This window comes from Arthrobacter sp. ISL-30 (assembly GCF_018613855.1).
Classification (GTDB): domain Bacteria; phylum Actinomycetota; class Actinomycetes; order Actinomycetales; family Micrococcaceae; genus Arthrobacter.
In genome coordinates this window covers 60,036-75,446 of record NZ_JAGGPK010000029.1, presented here as the reverse complement: position 1 = coordinate 75,446, position 15,411 = coordinate 60,036, and the positions used below count along the sequence as shown (strand labels likewise).

Here is a 15,411-nt window from a genome sequence, read left to right as displayed (position 1 = left end):
CAACTCTAGGAGTTCATGTGGCACTTGAAGCCGCTGTCAAGCAGTCCATCATCAAGGAATACGCAACCTCCGAGGGCGACACCGGTTCCCCCGAGGTTCAGATTGCGGTCCTGACTCAGCGGATCAAGGATCTGACTGAGCACATGAAGGAGCACAAGCACGACTTCCACACCCAGCGTGGCCTTCTGGCCATGGTCGGTCGTCGCAAGCGCATGCTGACCTACCTCAAGAAGACTGACATCGCCCGCTACCGTTCGCTCATCGAGCGCCTCGGCCTGCGCCGCTAGTTTGACTTCGGGCGGCCCGTTCCCTCGCGGACCGGGCCGCCTACTTCTAAAAACTAAATCAGGAAGATCAACCGCATCACGCATTCGCGGTCCTCGGTAGTGATCCCCGGGAGCAGGCTTCGGCGACGAAGGCATGCCCGAGGGTCTCGATCGATGACCGGGTGCCGTACAGGCCGGAACAGACGAAGGCCTGGGTTGATGCGGAGGACTTCCGCAATCAGGAAACGGAGGTGACTCTCATGGAGGGTCCCGAAATCCAGTTCTCAGAAGCCATCATTGACAACGGCCGCTTCGGCAAGCGGGTCATCCGCTTCGAAACCGGCCGCCTTGCCAAGCAGGCAGCCGGCGCCGCGATGGTTTACATCGACGACGACACGGCACTGCTGTCGGCAACCACCGCGGGCAAGCAGCCGCGCGAAGGCTTTGACTTCTTCCCGCTGACGGTCGACGTCGAAGAGCGCATGTACGCAGCCGGCCGCATCCCGGGCTCGTTCTTCCGCCGCGAAGGCCGCCCGTCCACCGAGGCCATCCTGGCCTGCCGCCTTATGGACCGTCCGCTGCGTCCGGCCTTCGTCAAGGGCCTGCGCAACGAGGTCCAGATCGTCGTGACTGTCCTCGCCATCAACCCGGACGAGCTGTACGACGTCGTCGCCATCAATGCGTCCTCCATCTCCACCCAGCTGTCCGGCCTGCCGTTCTCCGGCCCGATCGGCGGCGTCCGCGTTGCCCTCATCGCCGACGAGCAGGGTTCGCAGTGGGTTGCCTTCCCCAAGCACTCCCAGCTTGAGAACGCCGTGTTCGACATGGTTGTTGCCGGAAGGGTCGCCGGTGACGACGTCGCCATCATGATGGTGGAAGCCGAAGCCACGGACAACTCCTGGAACCTCATCAAGGAACAGGGTGCCACCGCTCCCACCGAGGAGATCGTGTCCGAGGGCCTCGAGGCCGCCAAGCCGTTCATCAAGGCACTTTGCGAAGCACAGGCCGACCTTGCCGCCCGCGCCGCAAAGCCGACAGTTGAATTCCCGATCTTCCTTGACTACGAAGACGACGTCTACGCAGCCGTGGAAGCGGCCGCTGCCGACAAGCTCACCGCGGTGTTCCAGATCGCCGACAAGCAGGAGCGCAATGACGCTTCGGACGCGTTGAAGGATGAAGTCATCTCCTCCCTCGCCGCCCAGTTTGAGGGCCGCGAAAAGGAGCTGTCCGCAGCTTTCCGTTCGGTCACCAAGCACGTAGTGCGCCAGCGCATCCTCAAGGACCAGGTCCGCATCGACGGCCGAGGCCTGACGGACATCCGTCAGCTCACCGCCGAGGTCGAGGTCCTTCCCCGCGTTCACGGTTCCGCCATCTTCGAGCGTGGTGAAACCCAGATCATGGGTGTCACCACGTTGAACATGCTCAAGATGGAGCAGCAGATCGACTCCCTCTCGCCGGAGAAGACCAAGCGCTACATGCACAACTACAACTTCCCGCCGTACTCCACTGGTGAGACCGGCCGCGTCGGTTCCCCCAAGCGCCGCGAAATCGGCCACGGTGCCCTGGCCGAGCGCGCCCTGGTGCCGGTGCTGCCGTCCCGCGAGGAGTTCCCGTACGCCATCCGCCAGGTGTCCGAGGCCCTCAGCTCCAACGGTTCGACGTCGATGGGTTCCGTCTGCGCCTCCACCCTGTCCCTGCTCAACGCAGGCGTGCCGCTGAAGGCTGCCGTAGCCGGCATCGCCATGGGCCTCGTCTCCGACGAAGTCGACGGCCAGACCCGCTACGCCGCCCTGACCGACATCCTTGGCGCTGAAGATGCCTTCGGTGACATGGACTTCAAGGTTGCCGGTACCTCCGAGTTCGTCACGGCCATCCAGCTGGACACCAAGCTCGACGGCATCCCGGCCTCCGTGCTGGCCGCGGCCCTGAAGCAGGCCCGCGAAGCCCGCTTGCACATCCTGGACGTCATCAACGCGGCAATCGACACTCCGGACGAGCTCTCCGAGTTCGCTCCCCGCGTCATTGCCGTGAAGATCCCCGTGGACAAGATCGGCGAGGTCATCGGCCCCAAGGGCAAGATGATCAACCAGATCCAGGAAGACACGGGAGCCGACATCTCCATCGAGGACGACGGCACAGTCTACATTGGCGCTACTGATGGCCCTTCTGCTGACGCAGCACGCTCGGCCATCAACGCGATCGCGAACCCACAGGTTCCGGAAATCGGCGAGCGCTACCTGGGCACGGTTGTGAAGACCACCACGTTCGGCGCCTTCGTTTCCCTCACCCCGGGCAAGGACGGCCTCCTGCACATCTCCGAACTGCGCAAGCTGGCCAACGGCAAGCGCGTGGACAACGTCGACGACGTCGTCTCGGTTGGCCAGAAGCTGCAGGTCGAGATCACCAAGATCGACGACCGTGGCAAGCTGTCCCTGGCCCCGGTAGTAGCCGAGGAAGCCGCTCCCGAAGAGGCAGCATCCGAGGAAGCTGCGTCCGAGGACTCGGCAGAGTAGCCTCAACAACTGCAATAACGGCGGGGCCGGTGGGTTTTCCACCGGCCCCGCCGGGCTTTAACAAAGCTGTCCGCTGATAGCATGGCAGGCAGATTTCGCGCTGAATTTTCCCAAAATCGGAAGGCCTAGATGACTGTCGTACCCCTGCCGTTGGTGCAGACCCTGCCCGGTGGCCAACTCATCCATGGAGCGGAAGGCGGCTCCGTCGTCCGCCGATCCGTCCTGCCTGGCGGCGTTAGGGTGCTGACCGAGGAAATGCCAGGGCAGCGATCCGCGACCGTCGGATTCTGGGTTGCAGTGGGCTCGCGGGACGAGGCCCCCGGACAGCATGGTTCCACGCACTTCCTGGAGCATCTGCTCTTCAAGGGGACCAGGCGGCGTACTGCGCTGGAGATCGCTTCCGCATTCGACGAAGTGGGCGGCGAATCCAACGCGGCTACCGCCAAGGAGAGCACGTGCTACTTCGCGCGGGTACTGGACACGGACCTGCCCATGGCGATCGACGTCATTGCTGACATGATCACCGGAGCCGTCCTCGATCCCGCCGAACTTGAGCAGGAACGCGACGTCATCCTCGAGGAAATCGCCATGGACAGCGATGATCCAACTGACGTTGCCCACGAGAACTTCGTGGCCGCCGTACTGGGGCAGCACCCCCTCGGACGGCCCATCGGCGGAACCCCTGAAGCCATCAGGGCAGTGCCGCGGGACTCGGTCTGGGAACACTACCAGAGGTACTACCGGCCGGAGGAGCTGGTGATTACCGCTGCCGGGGGACTGGATCACGACGTCGTCTGCCACCTTGTCCTGGACGCGCTTCGGAACGCCGGCTGGGAGCTGACCGAGGATGCCGCCCCCGTGGGGCGGCGCTCGACAGTCCGCGCTGACATCACCGGCACAGCGGGCCTGCATGTAGTGACCCGACCCGTGGAGCAGGCCAACATCATCATGGGCTGTCCTACGATTGTGGCGACTGACGAGCGGCGCTACGTGATGAGCGTCCTCAACGCGGTCCTGGGCGGGGGCATGTCCTCCCGCCTGTTCCAGGAGATCCGGGAAAAGCGAGGCCTTGTCTACTCCACGTACTCGTTCGCGTCCTCGTATGCGGATGCCGGCTACTTCGGAATGTACGCCGGGTGCACCCCGACTAAGGTGCGCCAGGTCCTGGAACTGCTGGGCGTGGAGCTGGACAAGCTCGCCGCCCACGGCATCACGGACGAGGAACTCCGGAAGGCCGTCGGCCAGTTGTGCGGCGGGATCGTGCTGGCCCTGGAGGACACCGGCTCGCGCATGTCCAGGCTGGGCAGGGCCGAACTCGTGTCCGGGGAATTCCAGGACATCGACGAAACCCTTCGCCAGATCAAGGCCGTCACCGTGGACGAGGTGCAGGAACTTGCCCGTGAGCTGGCCGCGGCACCACGCACCGTGACCGTCGTCGGCCCCTTCGAGGAAACCGAGACGTTCGGGCTTTAGCCGCCGCCGCTGCTGTCTAGGCCAGCCTGCCACCAGGCTGGCCTAGACACCCCTGCCGGGCAGGCAGATGATGATGCCATGGAAGGGCAGCCGAAAATCACTGCGCCGCCGAAAGCAACTGCCCGGCAGGCGCTCGAGGCCTTCCTGGGCCACTGGGTAGGACATACAGAGCTGGTGGACTCGCACTTGGGCCCGGCGCGCACGGCCGAGGCCGAGATGACGTTCACGGCTGTGGCGGGAGGCCATGCCGTCGTCCAGAGCTACCGGCACGTTGAGGAGGACGGTTCCCACTTTGAGGGCCACGGGATCTTCAGCGCGGACCCCGGGCGTGGCGGCACCCTGTGGTACTACGTCGACAGCCTGGGCGGGACGCCGGAAGTGCCGTCCCGGGGCACATGGCACAAGGGCACGTTGACAGTCGAGCGCCAGGCGGACAGGGGCATAGCGCGGCACACGTTCCGGGTGGAGGATGACGTCCTGACGCACACTACCGAACTACGGCTCGGAGAGGCCCGGGCCTTCAGCCCGGTCCTCCGGTCTACCTGCAGGCGGGCGTACGGTCTAGGCGAGCCTAGGGCATAGGCGAGCCTAGGGCAATAGGCGAGCGCAGGCAGAGTCTCAGCCGGAAAAAGCCAGGGAGTTATCCGCCGGCGAAGGGCGGCAGCACATCCACGACGTCATCGGTCTTGAGGCCAGCGGACCGATCCCTCACCGCCACCTCGTTCCGCAGGAAGCTGCTGCGGGAGATGATCCGTGCCAGCGGCGGGGTACCGGCGGGAGGAGCGGGCCGCTCCACGGCGAGGACTGAGTCAAGCAATTCGGCCAGGCTCGTTCCGTCCGGCAAGGCGTAGTTTTCCTCTTCCACTCCGGCGGCGGAGCGTGCGGCAGCGAAGTAACGTACAAGCAAGGGTTAGCCTCCGATGGCGCTCATGCTGCGGTCGGGCTGGACGAAGTCCGGCGCTCCCAGTCCTGTATGGTCCATGCCATGCGCCTTGGGCTTGGCCCACATGGCATCCTGCCAGCGTTCTGCCAGCTCCTCGTCCGAGGCGCCCTGGCGCAGCAGCCCCAGGAGGTCGAACTCCTCCCGGGAGAACAGGCAGCTCATGATCTTGCCCTCCGCAGTGATCCGTGTGCGGCGACAATCCGAGCAGAAGGGTTCTGTCACGGAGGCGATGATCCCCACCGTTCCCAGCACGGGTCCGGCGGCTTCGCTTGTCTTCGGGTCGCGGCGGCGCACCTGGAAACGCTCTGCCGGGGCGCCGTCGCGGGCCCTCGGATCCGGTCCGAGGACAAAGTCCCGCGACAGGAGCCCGCGAATCTCGGCAGCGGTGATCATGTTCCGGCGGGTCCAGCCGTGGTCGGCGTCGAGGGGCATCTGCTCGATGAAGCGGAGTTCATAGCCGCGGTCTAGCGCCCACGCGAGCAGGTCCGGTGACTCCTCGTCGTTGATGCCGCGCATGAGCACGGCATTGAGCTTCACAGGCCCCAGGCCCGCAGCCCAGGCGGCATCGACGCCGGCCAGGACACGGTCCAGGAAGGGCCTGCGGGTGAGCTTGGCGAAGGTCTCTTCATGCAGCGAATCCAGGGAAACATTGATCCGGGTCAGGCCAGCAGCCTTGAGCGGCGCAGCCTTCTTGTCCAGGCCAATGCCGTTGGTGGTAATGGAGATCGGAAGATCGGGGTGTTCGCCTCGGATACCGGCAATGATGTCCACGAGGTCCGCCCGGACAAGGGGTTCTCCGCCAGTGAGCCGAAGCTCCCGCACGCCCAGTTCGGCGACGCCGATTCGAACGATCCGGATGATCTCGTCACCAGTCATAACGGCCTGCTTGGCGAGCCATTCGAGGCCTTCTGCCGGCATGCAGTAGGTGCAGCGAAGATTGCACTTGTCCGTCAGGGACAACCGCATATCTGTTGCACGCCGACCGTAGCGGTCCCAAAGTCCCACCGGCGTTCCGGCAGGCCTCGGTGGAGGCACCAGCGGGCCTGAACCGGTGCCGGCGCCCACAGGGAGCTGTGGCATGCCTAGCTGAACACTCATGAATTCAGGCTACGCCAATCGGCCAAAATTGTTCGCCGGTTACTGGAGTTGCCGGCCAGTTATTACGGATTCCCTACGGATGGCGACGACGGCGGCGGAACTGGTGCCGGGCGGGGGCGGCGAACCTATGCTGAAGGTGTGAACACGCAGCCCGTTCCCGCTCCTGCTGAGCCCGGCAACCGCCGGATCCTCCTGGTCGAGGACGAACAGACCATCGCCGACGTCGTCCGCGATTACCTGCTGCAGGCGGGGTTCCAGGTGGACCTGGCCAGGGACGGCTTCACGGCGCTGCAGTTGGCCGCTTCCCGGAACCCCGACCTGATCATCCTGGACCGGATGCTGCCCGGACTGGACGGCGTGGAGGTGTGCCGGCGGATCCGGCGAACCATGGCCGTACCCGTCATCATGGTCACCGCCCTCGGCACGGAGGACGACAGGATCCTGGGCCTCGAAACCGGGGCCGACGACTATGTCACCAAGCCGTTCTCACCACGAGAACTGGTGCTGCGGGTCAAGTCCGTGCTGCGCAGGAGCATCCGGGAATTTTCACCCGAGCCGCCAGTGGAGCTGGCAGGCTTCGCGCTCGATCCGGCCTCGCGAACCGTCATCCACAACGGCAAGCCACTGACGCTTACCCTCCGCGAGTTCGACCTCCTGGCCTTCCTGCTGAGGCGGCCAAACCAGGTCTTCAGCCGGGAAGAGCTGATCAAGGCCGTGTGGGGCTGGGATTTTGGTGATCTCTCCACGGTGACCGTACACGTGAGGCGGTTGCGGGAGAAGATCGAGGACAATCCTACGAGGCCGCAGCTGTTGAAGACCGTGTGGGGCGTCGGATATCGCTTCGACACTGACGTTGAAGCGAACGTAGCCGAACCATCCGGCGATAAGGACACGGTCCGCCATGCAGAGCGCTGAACTCTTCACAATCGTCGGTTGGGTGCTCTTGTGGGCGCTGGTTATCGGGGTGCTTACCCTGGCGGCGCTGCGGGCCCTGAGTGGTGCCTCGATCCTCGTCCAGGTGTGCCTGGTTGTCCTCGCCACGGTCGCTGTCCTGGTGGCCGGAATGGTCAGCGCCTTCAACGCTATGTTCATCTCCGCCCGGGACCTGGAAGTGATGTGGTACATCCTGGCGATCGCCTCGGTGGTCGCCGTCGCCATCTCCCTGATCCTCGGCGCCGGGGTTTCCCGAAACGCCGCTTCCCTCGTGTCCGTCGCCAGGCGCCTCGGACACGGTGAGGCTATCGGCCAGGGGGAGGCGAGCGGCCAGATAACCCGCGGGATGAATTCCGAGCTGGCGAAACTCGCGGAGGAACTCGAGGCGAGCAGCAAGAGCCTTGCCGAATCGCGACGTCGTGAGGCTGCCATCGAAACCGCCCGCCGGGAGCTGGTGTCCTGGATCTCGCACGACCTCCGGACGCCCCTGGCCAGCATTCGCGCGGTGGCTGAAGCCCTGGAGGACGGAATGGTTTCGGACGTGCCCGGCTCCTACCGGAAGCTCATCGGGCAAACGGACCAGATGGCGGGCATGGTCAATGACCTCCTGGAACTGTCCAAGATTCAGGCCGGAACATTGCGCCTCCGCTCCGAGCCCGTAGATCTGTACGATCTCGCGAGCGACGCCATTGCCGACCTCATGCCCCTGGCAGAACGCCGGAACATCAGCCTCGACGGCGGCGGCACGCGGGAGTGCATGGCCGTGGCCGATGGTCCCAGCCTGGGCCGCGCCGTCCGCAACGTACTGTTGAACGCCGTCGTCTACAGTCGGCCGGGGACGACAGTGCACATCGCGGTGGGCCGGGAAGACAGTGATGCGGTGGTAGCAGTGCAGGACGGCTGCGGCGGCATCCCCCAGGAGGACCTGCCGCATATCTTCGAAACTGGATGGCAAAAGGACCCGGCGAGGACACGCGGAGGCACTGAGCTGGCCGACGCAGCGGACGAGGAAGCGCGTCACGAAACGCGCCGCTACAGCGGGGCGGGAGTGGGGCTGAGCATGGTGGCCGGCATCCTCAAAGCCCACGCGGGTACGGTTGCCGTGGAAAACGTCGACGGCGGCTGCAAGTTCACGCTCAGGCTCCCGGCAGGTGCGCCATGACGAGGATGGCGAACGGCACGTCAAATGGGGTGTCAAACAGGCTTACCAGCAGGATGATGAACAGGACCACCGGCTGGGCAGCGACTGCCGGCGTCGCGGCGACGGCCACCGGCACGGTAGCCGGCGAGTTGGTGGCAGGACTGTTCAGCCCGTCGGTTTCGCCCGTTACCGGAGTGGGCGGAGCAATCATCGACTTGGTCCCGCCCTGGCTCAAGGACTGGGCCATCGCCGCCTTCGGCACCGCGGACAAGATTGCCCTGGTTGTCGGTATCGGCCTGGTTATTGCCGTCCTGGCTGCGGTCGCCGGAATCCTGGAGTACCGCCGTGCCGCGGCGGGAATGACACTCATGGCTGTCGCTGGAATTGTCGGGCTCACGGCCGTGCTTACGCGGGCCCAGTCGAGCTACGCGGCGGCATTGGCGCCGATCGTCGCCGTCGGGCTTTCCATGCTCCTGCTGCGGCTGTTCATGCGCCGTCTCGGCGAATGGAATCCGGACAACCCGGATGCAGCGAAGCTGCCTGCCAGGCGTGGATTCCTGCGCCTCATGGCTGGAAGCGCGCTCGCCGTTGGCGTGGGCGGCGCCATTACCGCGCTCGTTCGCCGGGGGGCCTCCGCCGTCGCCGCCTACAGGGACAACCTGGCTCTGCCTCGGCCCGAATCGCCAGCAACGCCTATTCCCGACGGTGCGGATGTGGACGTTGACGGCATGCCGGACCTCGTCACGTCCAATCGGGATTTCTACCGGATCGACACCGCCTTGACCGTACCGGCGCTGGACCCTGCGGACTGGAAGCTCAAGGTCACCGGACTGGTGGACCGGGAAATCGAGATCGATTTTGACACGCTCCTTTCCAGGCCCATGATCGAGCGCCACATCACCATCGCTTGCGTCTCCAACGAAGTGGGCGGGGACCTGATCGGCAGCGCCCTGTGGCTGGGGTGGCCCGTCCGGGAACTCCTGGCCATGGCGGGGCCGCAGGCGGGCGCAGACATGGTGCTGTCCACCAGCAGCGACGGCTGGACTGCCAGCACTCCGCTTGAGGCGCTTACTGACGAAAGGGATGCAATCCTTGCCGTTGGCATGAACGGGGAAGCGCTGCCGCTTGAGCACGGTTTTCCGGTCCGACTGGTTGTGCCGGGGCTGTATGGCTTCGTGTCGGCCACCAAATGGCTCACTGCCCTCAAAGTGACGCGATTTGCTGACGACACGGCTTATTGGACTCCGAGGGGTTGGAGCGAGCGGGGGCCAATCAAAACCCAGTCGCGCATCGACGTACCGCGGCCTGGGCGGACGGTTCCCGCGGGACGGGTGCAGTTTGGCGGAGTGGCCTGGGCGCAGCATACGGGGATCAGGCGCGTCGAGCTGCGCGTTGATCGTGGGCCGTGGCAGGAAGCGGACCTGGCGCCGGGGATTTCGGTAGACACGTGGTACCAGTGGCAGCTCGGTCTCGATCTGTCCCCTGGCGAACACGAAATCCAGGTTCGCGCGACCGACTCCTCTGGCACCGCCCAGGACGAAACACGTCGTCCCGTGGCTCCCGACGGGGCCACCGGATTCCACACGATCAGCGTCAGGGTGAACTGACACTAGGCTGGGACCGAGCGCAACCAAGCCGGAAGGAACACCGTGGCCCGATCCGTAGCCGCCCACCGCCAGGCAGTGGAGGACCTGCTGTCGAACCTTCGCGGGCCGTCAAGGACCACGATGCTGCCGCTCCTGGATGCGCTGGGCCTCGCCCTCGCCGTCGACGTCGTAGCGCCCATCAGCCTGCCGCCCTTTGATAATTCACAGATGGACGGCTTCGCAGTCCGCAGCAAGGAACTCTCCCATGGCGGGGGAGTCCTTCGCGTCGTCGCGCCGGTGCCGGCCGGTGCAGCCCCGCAGCCACTCGAGCCCGGCACGGCGGCCCCGATCATGACTGGAGCCATGATTCCGAAGGGTTCCGACGCCGTCGTCCCTGTGGAGCGGGCCGTACCCGCGGCCTTCCCGCCACCTCAGTCCAGGTCGTCCGTGATGCTCCCGAAGACAGACGCAGGGGATTACGTGCGGCGCACCGGGAGCGACATTGCAGAAGGTACGGTCGCGCTTGAGGCCGGAACTGCGCTGGGTCCAGGGCAGCTGGGACTGCTGGCAGCCCTCGGCCTCACCGAGGTCGAGGTCTACAGGCCGCTGCGGGTTCTGCTGCTGACAACCGGAGACGAAGTGGTGCCGCCGGGAAACCCCCTTGGCCCCGGCAAAATCTATGACTCGAACGGCACGCTCCTTGAAGCGGCCATGCGCCAGGCGGGGCTGGAGGTCCGGCGGCTGGACATCTCGGGCGACGAACCCGACGTCTTCCTCGAACTTGTACGCGGCAGGATGGACAGCGCGGACCTTGTAGTGACCACCGGTGGCGTCAGCAAAGGCGCCTATGAAGTGGTGCGCCAGGCCATGGACGGCCAGGCCATTGAATTCCTGTCCGTCGCCATGCAGCCGGGCGGACCCCAGGGCATCGGGACCTTTGACGGGTTGCCCTTCCTTGGCTTTCCGGGCAACCCCGTCAGCTGCCTGGTGTCCTTTGAAATGTTCCTGCGCCCGGCGCTCGGGGCCCTGTTCGGAGCGCCTGCGCCCCGGCCCGTAGTCCGGGCACGGCTGGCCGAGGCACTGACCTCGCCGGCCGGCAAGCACCAAGTGCGGCGGGCCACGCTCCGGACGGATGGCATTGTCCAGCTTGAGGGCGGGGCAGGTTCCCATCTGATGCACGCCTTGGCACGATCCAACGCCTTCGTTCAGGTTCCGGAAGGCGTCACGGACCTCCCTGCGGGCGCGGAAGTGGAAGTATGGATGTTGTGAACAATTCCGAGAAAGCCCTGGGTGGACTCACGCACCTGCGCCAGGACGGTACCGCCCAGATGGTCGATGTTTCGAGCAAGGCGGTGACTACCCGTGAAGCCACGGCCACCGCCACTGTACGCAGCACTCGCGAAGTCCTGGCGCTCCTGGGTTCCGGCGAGCTGCCGAAGGGCGATGCCCTGGCCGTCGCGCGCGTTGCCGGGATCATGGCCGCAAAGAAGACTCCCGAGCTGATTCCGCTGTGCCACCCGCTGCCACTGTCCAAAGTCACCATCGACTTTCGGGTGGACGCAGACTCCGTCGAAATCCTTGCCACGGTGAAGACCAAGGGCGTGACCGGCGTCGAGATGGAAGCCCTGACCGCTGCTTCCGTGGCCGCCCTGAGCGTGTACGACATGATCAAGGCCGTGGACAAGCACGCCGTTATCAACGACGTGCAAGTGCTCGCGAAGAGCGGCGGCAAGAGTGGCGACTGGAGCCTGGGCGAAGGCGACAGGCATTGACCGGCTGCGAACCCCACTCCCATAGTCCCCGGAAGGCCGGCGTCGTCATCGCCTCTACGCGGGCCGCGGCCGGGATCTATCAGGACGAGACCGGGCCGGTGATCGTGGACTGGCTCACCGAACATGGCTACGAAACGTTCCCCGTCATGGTGGTGCCGGACGGGGAACCTGTGGGAGCGGCCATCCGTGCGTTCCTGACGCAGGAACCCGCCGTCGTGATTACCAGCGGCGGGACCGGACTGAGTCCCGATGACCGCACGCCGGAAATGACCCTACCACTCCTGGACCGCGAAATACCGGGGATCATGGAAGGTATTCGGCGGCATGGCTCGGCCAAGACACCATTGGCCATGCTGAGCCGCGGCCACGCCGGGGCATCCGGCAAAACCTTCATCATCAACCTGCCGGGGTCACCGAAAGGCGTCATGGATGGCTTGTCGGTCCTGGATCCCGTGATCGGGCACCTCTGCGAGCAACTGGAAGGAAGCCATGGGCACTAGAACCGATTTCGAGGTGGTCAGCGCAGTGCTCAGCGCTGAACCCATCTCTGTCGACCAGGCCATAGCAGCCGTCGAATCCGAGACGGCGGGCGCCGTTGTCAGCTTCAGCGGCGTCGTCCGCAACCATGACGCCGGAAAGGCAGTGGACCGGCTCAGCTACAGCGCCCACCCCACCGCACACCAGGTGATGAGCGACGTCGTCACCCGGCTGGTGAACGAGCACTCCGGCGAGGCCAGCCAGCCGGTAAGGATCTGGGCCGCCCACCGCATCGGCATGCTCGAAATTGGCGATCCCGCGCTGGTCTGCGCAGTGTCAGCCGCCCATCGCGGCCAGGCCTTCGCTGTCTGCGCCGAACTTGTGGACCTCATCAAGGCGGAGGTGCCCATCTGGAAGGAACAGTTCTTCAGCGACGGCACGGTCGAATGGGTGGGCGCAGGGGAGTAGGCGCTGCGCGTCATCCGTGACTTTCGTCCTGGTGCCGTCATCCGATGACCCGGTTCCGGCCCGGGTCCGGCCCGGCGGTAGGGTTAACGGCATGACCGAACAACTTGCAGTGGCAGTGCTGGGCGCCAACGGGCGCATGGGAAGCGAGGCCGTCAAGGCTGTGGAAGCTGCCGCAGACATGAAGCTTGTGGCCGCCCTTGGCCGCGGCGATTCCCTTGAAGGACTCCTCGACGCCGGCGCCCGCTACATTGTTGACCTTACTGTTCCGGACAGCACTGAAGACAACGTCCGGTTCGCCGTCGAACATGGCATCCACTCGGTAGTGGGCACTACGGGCTGGGATGCAGCACGCCTCTCCTCGCTGGAGGCCACCCTCGCCGCAAACCCCGGTACCGGAGTCCTCATCGCCCCCAACTTCGCCCTGGGGTCGGTTCTCGCCTCCGCCTTCGCCGCCAAGGCCTCCAAGTACTTTGAATCGGTCGAGATCATCGAACTGCACCACCCCAGCAAGGTGGACGCTCCCTCGGGCACGGCAGTACGGACGGCGCAGCTGATTTCAGCCGTACGGCAGGAGGCGGGCATGCCCGCAAGCCCGGACGCCACGGAAAAGTCCCTTGCCGGGGCTCGAGGCTGCGACGTCGACGGCGTTCGGGTGCACAGCGTGCGCCTTCGCGGCCTTGTGGCCCACCAAGAGGTCCTCTTGGGCGGTCCCGGAGAGCAGTTGACCTTCCGGCACGACTCCTTCGACCGCGCCTCCTTCATGCCCGGCGTCCTGCTGGGCCTGCGAAACGTCGCCTCACACCCCGGCCTCACCGTCGGACTCGACGGCTACCTGGACCTCGGGATCTGACGGCCATGGGAAAATTCTGGACCGGCCTGAAAAAGAACCGGACCAAAATCTGGGTGGGCGCTGTGACGCTGCTCCTGGTGCTGTACCTTGTGGTGTCCTTCCAGCGTTCGGTGCTGCTTCTCGGCGACCCCGAGCCGGTGGCCAAGGCCATCGGCGCCGCCTACCTCGTCCTGCCCGTCATCGGCGCATGGGCGCTCATCCGGGAGCTGCTGTTCGGCGCCCGGACCGAGCAAATGGCCAAAGTCCTGGAGGCCGAGGGGGGCCTGCCGGAGGATACCCTGCCGCGCACGCCCGGCGGCCGCATCGTTCGGGAAGCCGCCGACGCCGAATTCGACAAATACCGGATTGAAGCCGAGGCAGCCCCCGAAGACTGGAGAAGCTGGTTCCGCCTCAGCTGCGCCTACGACGCTTCCGGGGACCGTAAGCGTGCCCGGGCCTCAATGCGTGACGCCGTTCGCCTGTTCCGCTCTCAGCCGACGCCGACGCGCCGGTAGCGGGCAAGCTGCGACGCAGAGTGCGCCAGCTGTTCTAGAGGACCTCGCCAGCCCAGGACGGCGAACAGGATGCCAATTCCGACTGCAGGCAGGGCCTGGGCGAGGTACATTCCTTCCTCAGTCCAGCCGATCGGCAGGGGCTGCCCGTACATCGCAGCCACCAGCCAGACATGGGCCGAATACAGGGACAGGGTCATGGCGCCCGGTCCGCTGAACGGCAGCAGCAGGTTCAGGTTGAGCCATTCGCCTAGCCGCGCGATCAGCAGGCACAGCCCAATGACGGCGGCGGCGACTCCTGACGTGTGAAGCAGGTCCAGTGTGGTGCCAGAGTGCGGCGCGCTGGTTGCAAGCCACCACCCCGATCCGGACTGCTCGACGCCTGTCAGGTTGACCTGCAGCAGGCTGTCCAGCGGAAATGAGGGATCTTCCTGGATGGCATGAAGCGCCTCCCTGCCTCCCCACTCATCGAGGGCCAGCGTGCCAAGGATTTTGGCGCCAGCGGCTACAACCATCCCGCCGGCCAGGAGGATGAGCTGCACGGCCGACGCCGTCAGGGCGAGCCTGCCGATCACCAGGCCAATCAGCAAATACGACAACCACTGGAAAACCGGGTAATAGCCAGTGAAGAACAGGTCCGCCACTAGTTTTCCGGGAGTCTGGAAATCCTCAAGGTTCGGGTTGTGCCCCAGGCGCAGGGGCGTTCCTGTTTCGAGGAGCCAGGGACGCACGAGGTAGGCCAGGAGGGGCGAAAGCAGCACCCAGCCTGCCGCCCATGCGCACAGCGCCCGAACACCAATGCCGATGAACGGCAGCACACAGAGGAACAGCACAGCGTAGTGGACCAGGATAACGGCAATGTTCACTTCCAGGCCGCCCAGCAGCAGGCCCACAAGCGCGATCACGAGGGCTCTCGCCGCGATGCCCCTGCGGGCCGCCGAAAGCTCCGGGCCGGTCCGCGGCTGTTCCCGTCCGGTCGACAACGCTAGTCCTACGCCAGCCAGGACGGCGAATAACGCCGCTGCCCTTCCCGAAAACGCAAGGCCCACCCAGGTGGGCGTCAGTAGGAGGTCCCTCCCAAACGTTGCCATGAGGTGGGTTGCCATCATGCCCAGTAGTGCGAGTCCCCGTGCGGCATCGATGCCTGTCAGCCTTTGTGAGCCTTCACGCAGGGCAGGGGATCGGCGGGTTGCTGCCGTGCCGGGGGAGGTCATGAGCCGATGTTCTCACAGATAGCTGTGGGCATGCTGTGCTCCTGTCCTCCTGTTGTCCTGCTGTTGTCTTCGAATATGTGTTCGAATATTATGAAGGGATGGAGAATGGATCAGGACACATACCGCCAGCTGTTTACGCGGCGCATGTTCGCGCGGCCCACGTTCGTACGCCGCAGCAAACACCGG

16 protein-coding genes are annotated in these 15,411 nt (G+C 65.3%); 13 read left to right on the top strand and 3 right to left on the bottom strand.

Going from position 1 to position 15,411, the window contains the following annotated elements:
* Positions 1-17 precede the first annotated feature (17 nt).
* From rpsO to J7E82_RS12180, 4 genes are all read left to right on the top strand, one after another.
* A complete protein-coding gene (rpsO, locus tag J7E82_RS12195; protein WP_214862965.1) occupies positions 18-287 on the top strand; it encodes a 30S ribosomal protein S15 in 270 nt (89 codons plus the stop codon).
* A 239-nt stretch (positions 288-526) separates the two neighbouring features.
* Positions 527-2,779: a polyribonucleotide nucleotidyltransferase gene (locus J7E82_RS12190; protein WP_214863055.1), complete on the top strand. Its 2,253-nt coding sequence runs from the start codon at positions 527-529 to the stop codon at positions 2,777-2,779.
* Positions 2,780-2,908: 129 nt separating this feature from the next.
* Positions 2,909-4,252 carry a pitrilysin family protein gene (locus J7E82_RS12185; RefSeq protein WP_214862963.1) on the top strand — a complete coding sequence of 448 codons (1,344 nt, stop codon included), beginning with the start codon at positions 2,909-2,911 and terminating at the stop codon, positions 4,250-4,252.
* Between the two features lie 78 nt (positions 4,253-4,330).
* The gene (locus J7E82_RS12180; protein ID WP_214862961.1) at positions 4,331-4,834 is read left to right on the top strand and encodes a DUF1579 family protein; all 504 of its coding nucleotides are present in this window, start codon (positions 4,331-4,333) and stop codon (positions 4,832-4,834) included.
* A 58-nt stretch (positions 4,835-4,892) separates the two neighbouring features.
* Here J7E82_RS12180 and J7E82_RS12175 read toward each other — a convergent pair whose 3' ends face one another.
* Together J7E82_RS12175 and moaA are read right to left on the bottom strand one after the other, a co-directional pair.
* Positions 4,893-5,159, bottom strand: a complete 267-nt coding sequence (locus J7E82_RS12175; RefSeq protein ID WP_214862959.1) for a MoaD/ThiS family protein — start codon at positions 5,157-5,159, stop codon at positions 4,893-4,895.
* Positions 5,160-5,162: 3 nt separating this feature from the next.
* Positions 5,163-6,293 (bottom strand): GTP 3',8-cyclase MoaA, encoded by a 1,131-nt coding sequence (gene moaA, locus J7E82_RS12170; protein WP_214862957.1) that lies wholly within the window; start codon positions 6,291-6,293, stop codon positions 5,163-5,165.
* A gap of 138 nt (positions 6,294-6,431) precedes the next feature.
* Here moaA and J7E82_RS12165 point away from each other — a divergent pair, with 138 nt between their 5' ends.
* The 9 genes from J7E82_RS12165 (at position 6,432) to J7E82_RS12125 (ending at position 14,014) form a co-directional block, all read left to right on the top strand.
* Positions 6,432-7,208 (top strand): response regulator transcription factor, encoded by a 777-nt coding sequence (locus J7E82_RS12165; protein ID WP_214862955.1) that lies wholly within the window; start codon positions 6,432-6,434, stop codon positions 7,206-7,208.
* On the top strand, positions 7,195-8,388 hold the full coding sequence (locus J7E82_RS12160) for a cell wall metabolism sensor histidine kinase WalK (RefSeq protein ID WP_214862953.1): 1,194 nt from the start codon (positions 7,195-7,197) through the stop codon (positions 8,386-8,388). The genes J7E82_RS12165 and J7E82_RS12160 overlap by 14 nt, the downstream gene beginning before the upstream one ends.
* Before the next feature lie 56 nt (positions 8,389-8,444).
* Positions 8,445-9,974, top strand: a complete 1,530-nt coding sequence (locus J7E82_RS12155) for a molybdopterin-dependent oxidoreductase (protein WP_214862952.1) — start codon at positions 8,445-8,447, stop codon at positions 9,972-9,974.
* 42 nt (positions 9,975-10,016) lie between these two features.
* Complete coding sequence (gene glp, locus J7E82_RS12150) at positions 10,017-11,222, top strand: gephyrin-like molybdotransferase Glp (RefSeq protein ID WP_214862945.1); 1,206 nt, start codon at positions 10,017-10,019, stop codon at positions 11,220-11,222.
* A complete protein-coding gene (gene moaC / locus J7E82_RS12145) occupies positions 11,210-11,725 on the top strand; it encodes a cyclic pyranopterin monophosphate synthase MoaC (RefSeq protein WP_214862943.1) in 516 nt (171 codons plus the stop codon). The genes glp and moaC overlap by 13 nt, the downstream gene beginning before the upstream one ends.
* The gene (locus J7E82_RS12140) at positions 11,722-12,225 is read left to right on the top strand and encodes a molybdenum cofactor biosynthesis protein B (protein ID WP_214862942.1); all 504 of its coding nucleotides are present in this window, start codon (positions 11,722-11,724) and stop codon (positions 12,223-12,225) included. The genes moaC and J7E82_RS12140 overlap by 4 nt, the downstream gene beginning before the upstream one ends.
* Entirely contained in the window at positions 12,215-12,670 is a 456-nt protein-coding gene (locus J7E82_RS12135; RefSeq protein WP_214862939.1) for a molybdenum cofactor biosynthesis protein MoaE, read from the top strand. The genes J7E82_RS12140 and J7E82_RS12135 overlap by 11 nt, the downstream gene beginning before the upstream one ends.
* A gap of 91 nt (positions 12,671-12,761) precedes the next feature.
* Positions 12,762-13,520 (top strand): 4-hydroxy-tetrahydrodipicolinate reductase, encoded by a 759-nt coding sequence (dapB, locus tag J7E82_RS12130; RefSeq protein ID WP_214862937.1) that lies wholly within the window; start codon positions 12,762-12,764, stop codon positions 13,518-13,520.
* Between the two features lie 5 nt (positions 13,521-13,525).
* Positions 13,526-14,014, top strand: coding sequence for a hypothetical protein (locus J7E82_RS12125; protein WP_214862935.1), 489 nt, complete (start codon positions 13,526-13,528; stop codon positions 14,012-14,014).
* Here J7E82_RS12125 and J7E82_RS12120 read toward each other — a convergent pair.
* Positions 13,990-15,225 (bottom strand): heparan-alpha-glucosaminide N-acetyltransferase domain-containing protein, encoded by a 1,236-nt coding sequence (locus J7E82_RS12120; protein ID WP_214862932.1) that lies wholly within the window; start codon positions 15,223-15,225, stop codon positions 13,990-13,992. The two genes, J7E82_RS12125 and J7E82_RS12120, sit on opposite strands and share 25 nt — an antisense overlap.
* Between the last annotated feature and the right edge of the window lie 186 nt (positions 15,226-15,411).

Coding starts and splice junctions, on each gene's coding strand:
- J7E82_RS12190 (WP_214863055.1), top strand. CDS start 527: ATGGAGGGTCCCGAAATCCAGTTCTCAGAAGCCATCATTGACAACGGC.
- J7E82_RS12185 (WP_214862963.1), top strand. CDS start 2,909: ATGACTGTCGTACCCCTGCCGTTGGTGCAGACCCTGCCCGGTGGCCAA.
- J7E82_RS12180 (WP_214862961.1), top strand. CDS start 4,331: ATGGAAGGGCAGCCGAAAATCACTGCGCCGCCGAAAGCAACTGCCCGG.
- moaA (WP_214862957.1), bottom strand. CDS start 6,293: ATGAGTGTTCAGCTAGGCATGCCACAGCTCCCTGTGGGCGCCGGCACC.
- J7E82_RS12160 (WP_214862953.1), top strand. CDS start 7,195: ATGCAGAGCGCTGAACTCTTCACAATCGTCGGTTGGGTGCTCTTGTGG.
- J7E82_RS12155 (WP_214862952.1), top strand. CDS start 8,445: ATGAACAGGACCACCGGCTGGGCAGCGACTGCCGGCGTCGCGGCGACG.
- moaC (WP_214862943.1), top strand. CDS start 11,210: ATGGATGTTGTGAACAATTCCGAGAAAGCCCTGGGTGGACTCACGCAC.
- J7E82_RS12135 (WP_214862939.1), top strand. CDS start 12,215: ATGGGCACTAGAACCGATTTCGAGGTGGTCAGCGCAGTGCTCAGCGCT.
- dapB (WP_214862937.1), top strand. CDS start 12,762: ATGACCGAACAACTTGCAGTGGCAGTGCTGGGCGCCAACGGGCGCATG.
- J7E82_RS12125 (WP_214862935.1), top strand. CDS start 13,526: ATGGGAAAATTCTGGACCGGCCTGAAAAAGAACCGGACCAAAATCTGG.
- J7E82_RS12120 (WP_214862932.1), bottom strand. CDS start 15,225: ATGACCTCCCCCGGCACGGCAGCAACCCGCCGATCCCCTGCCCTGCGT.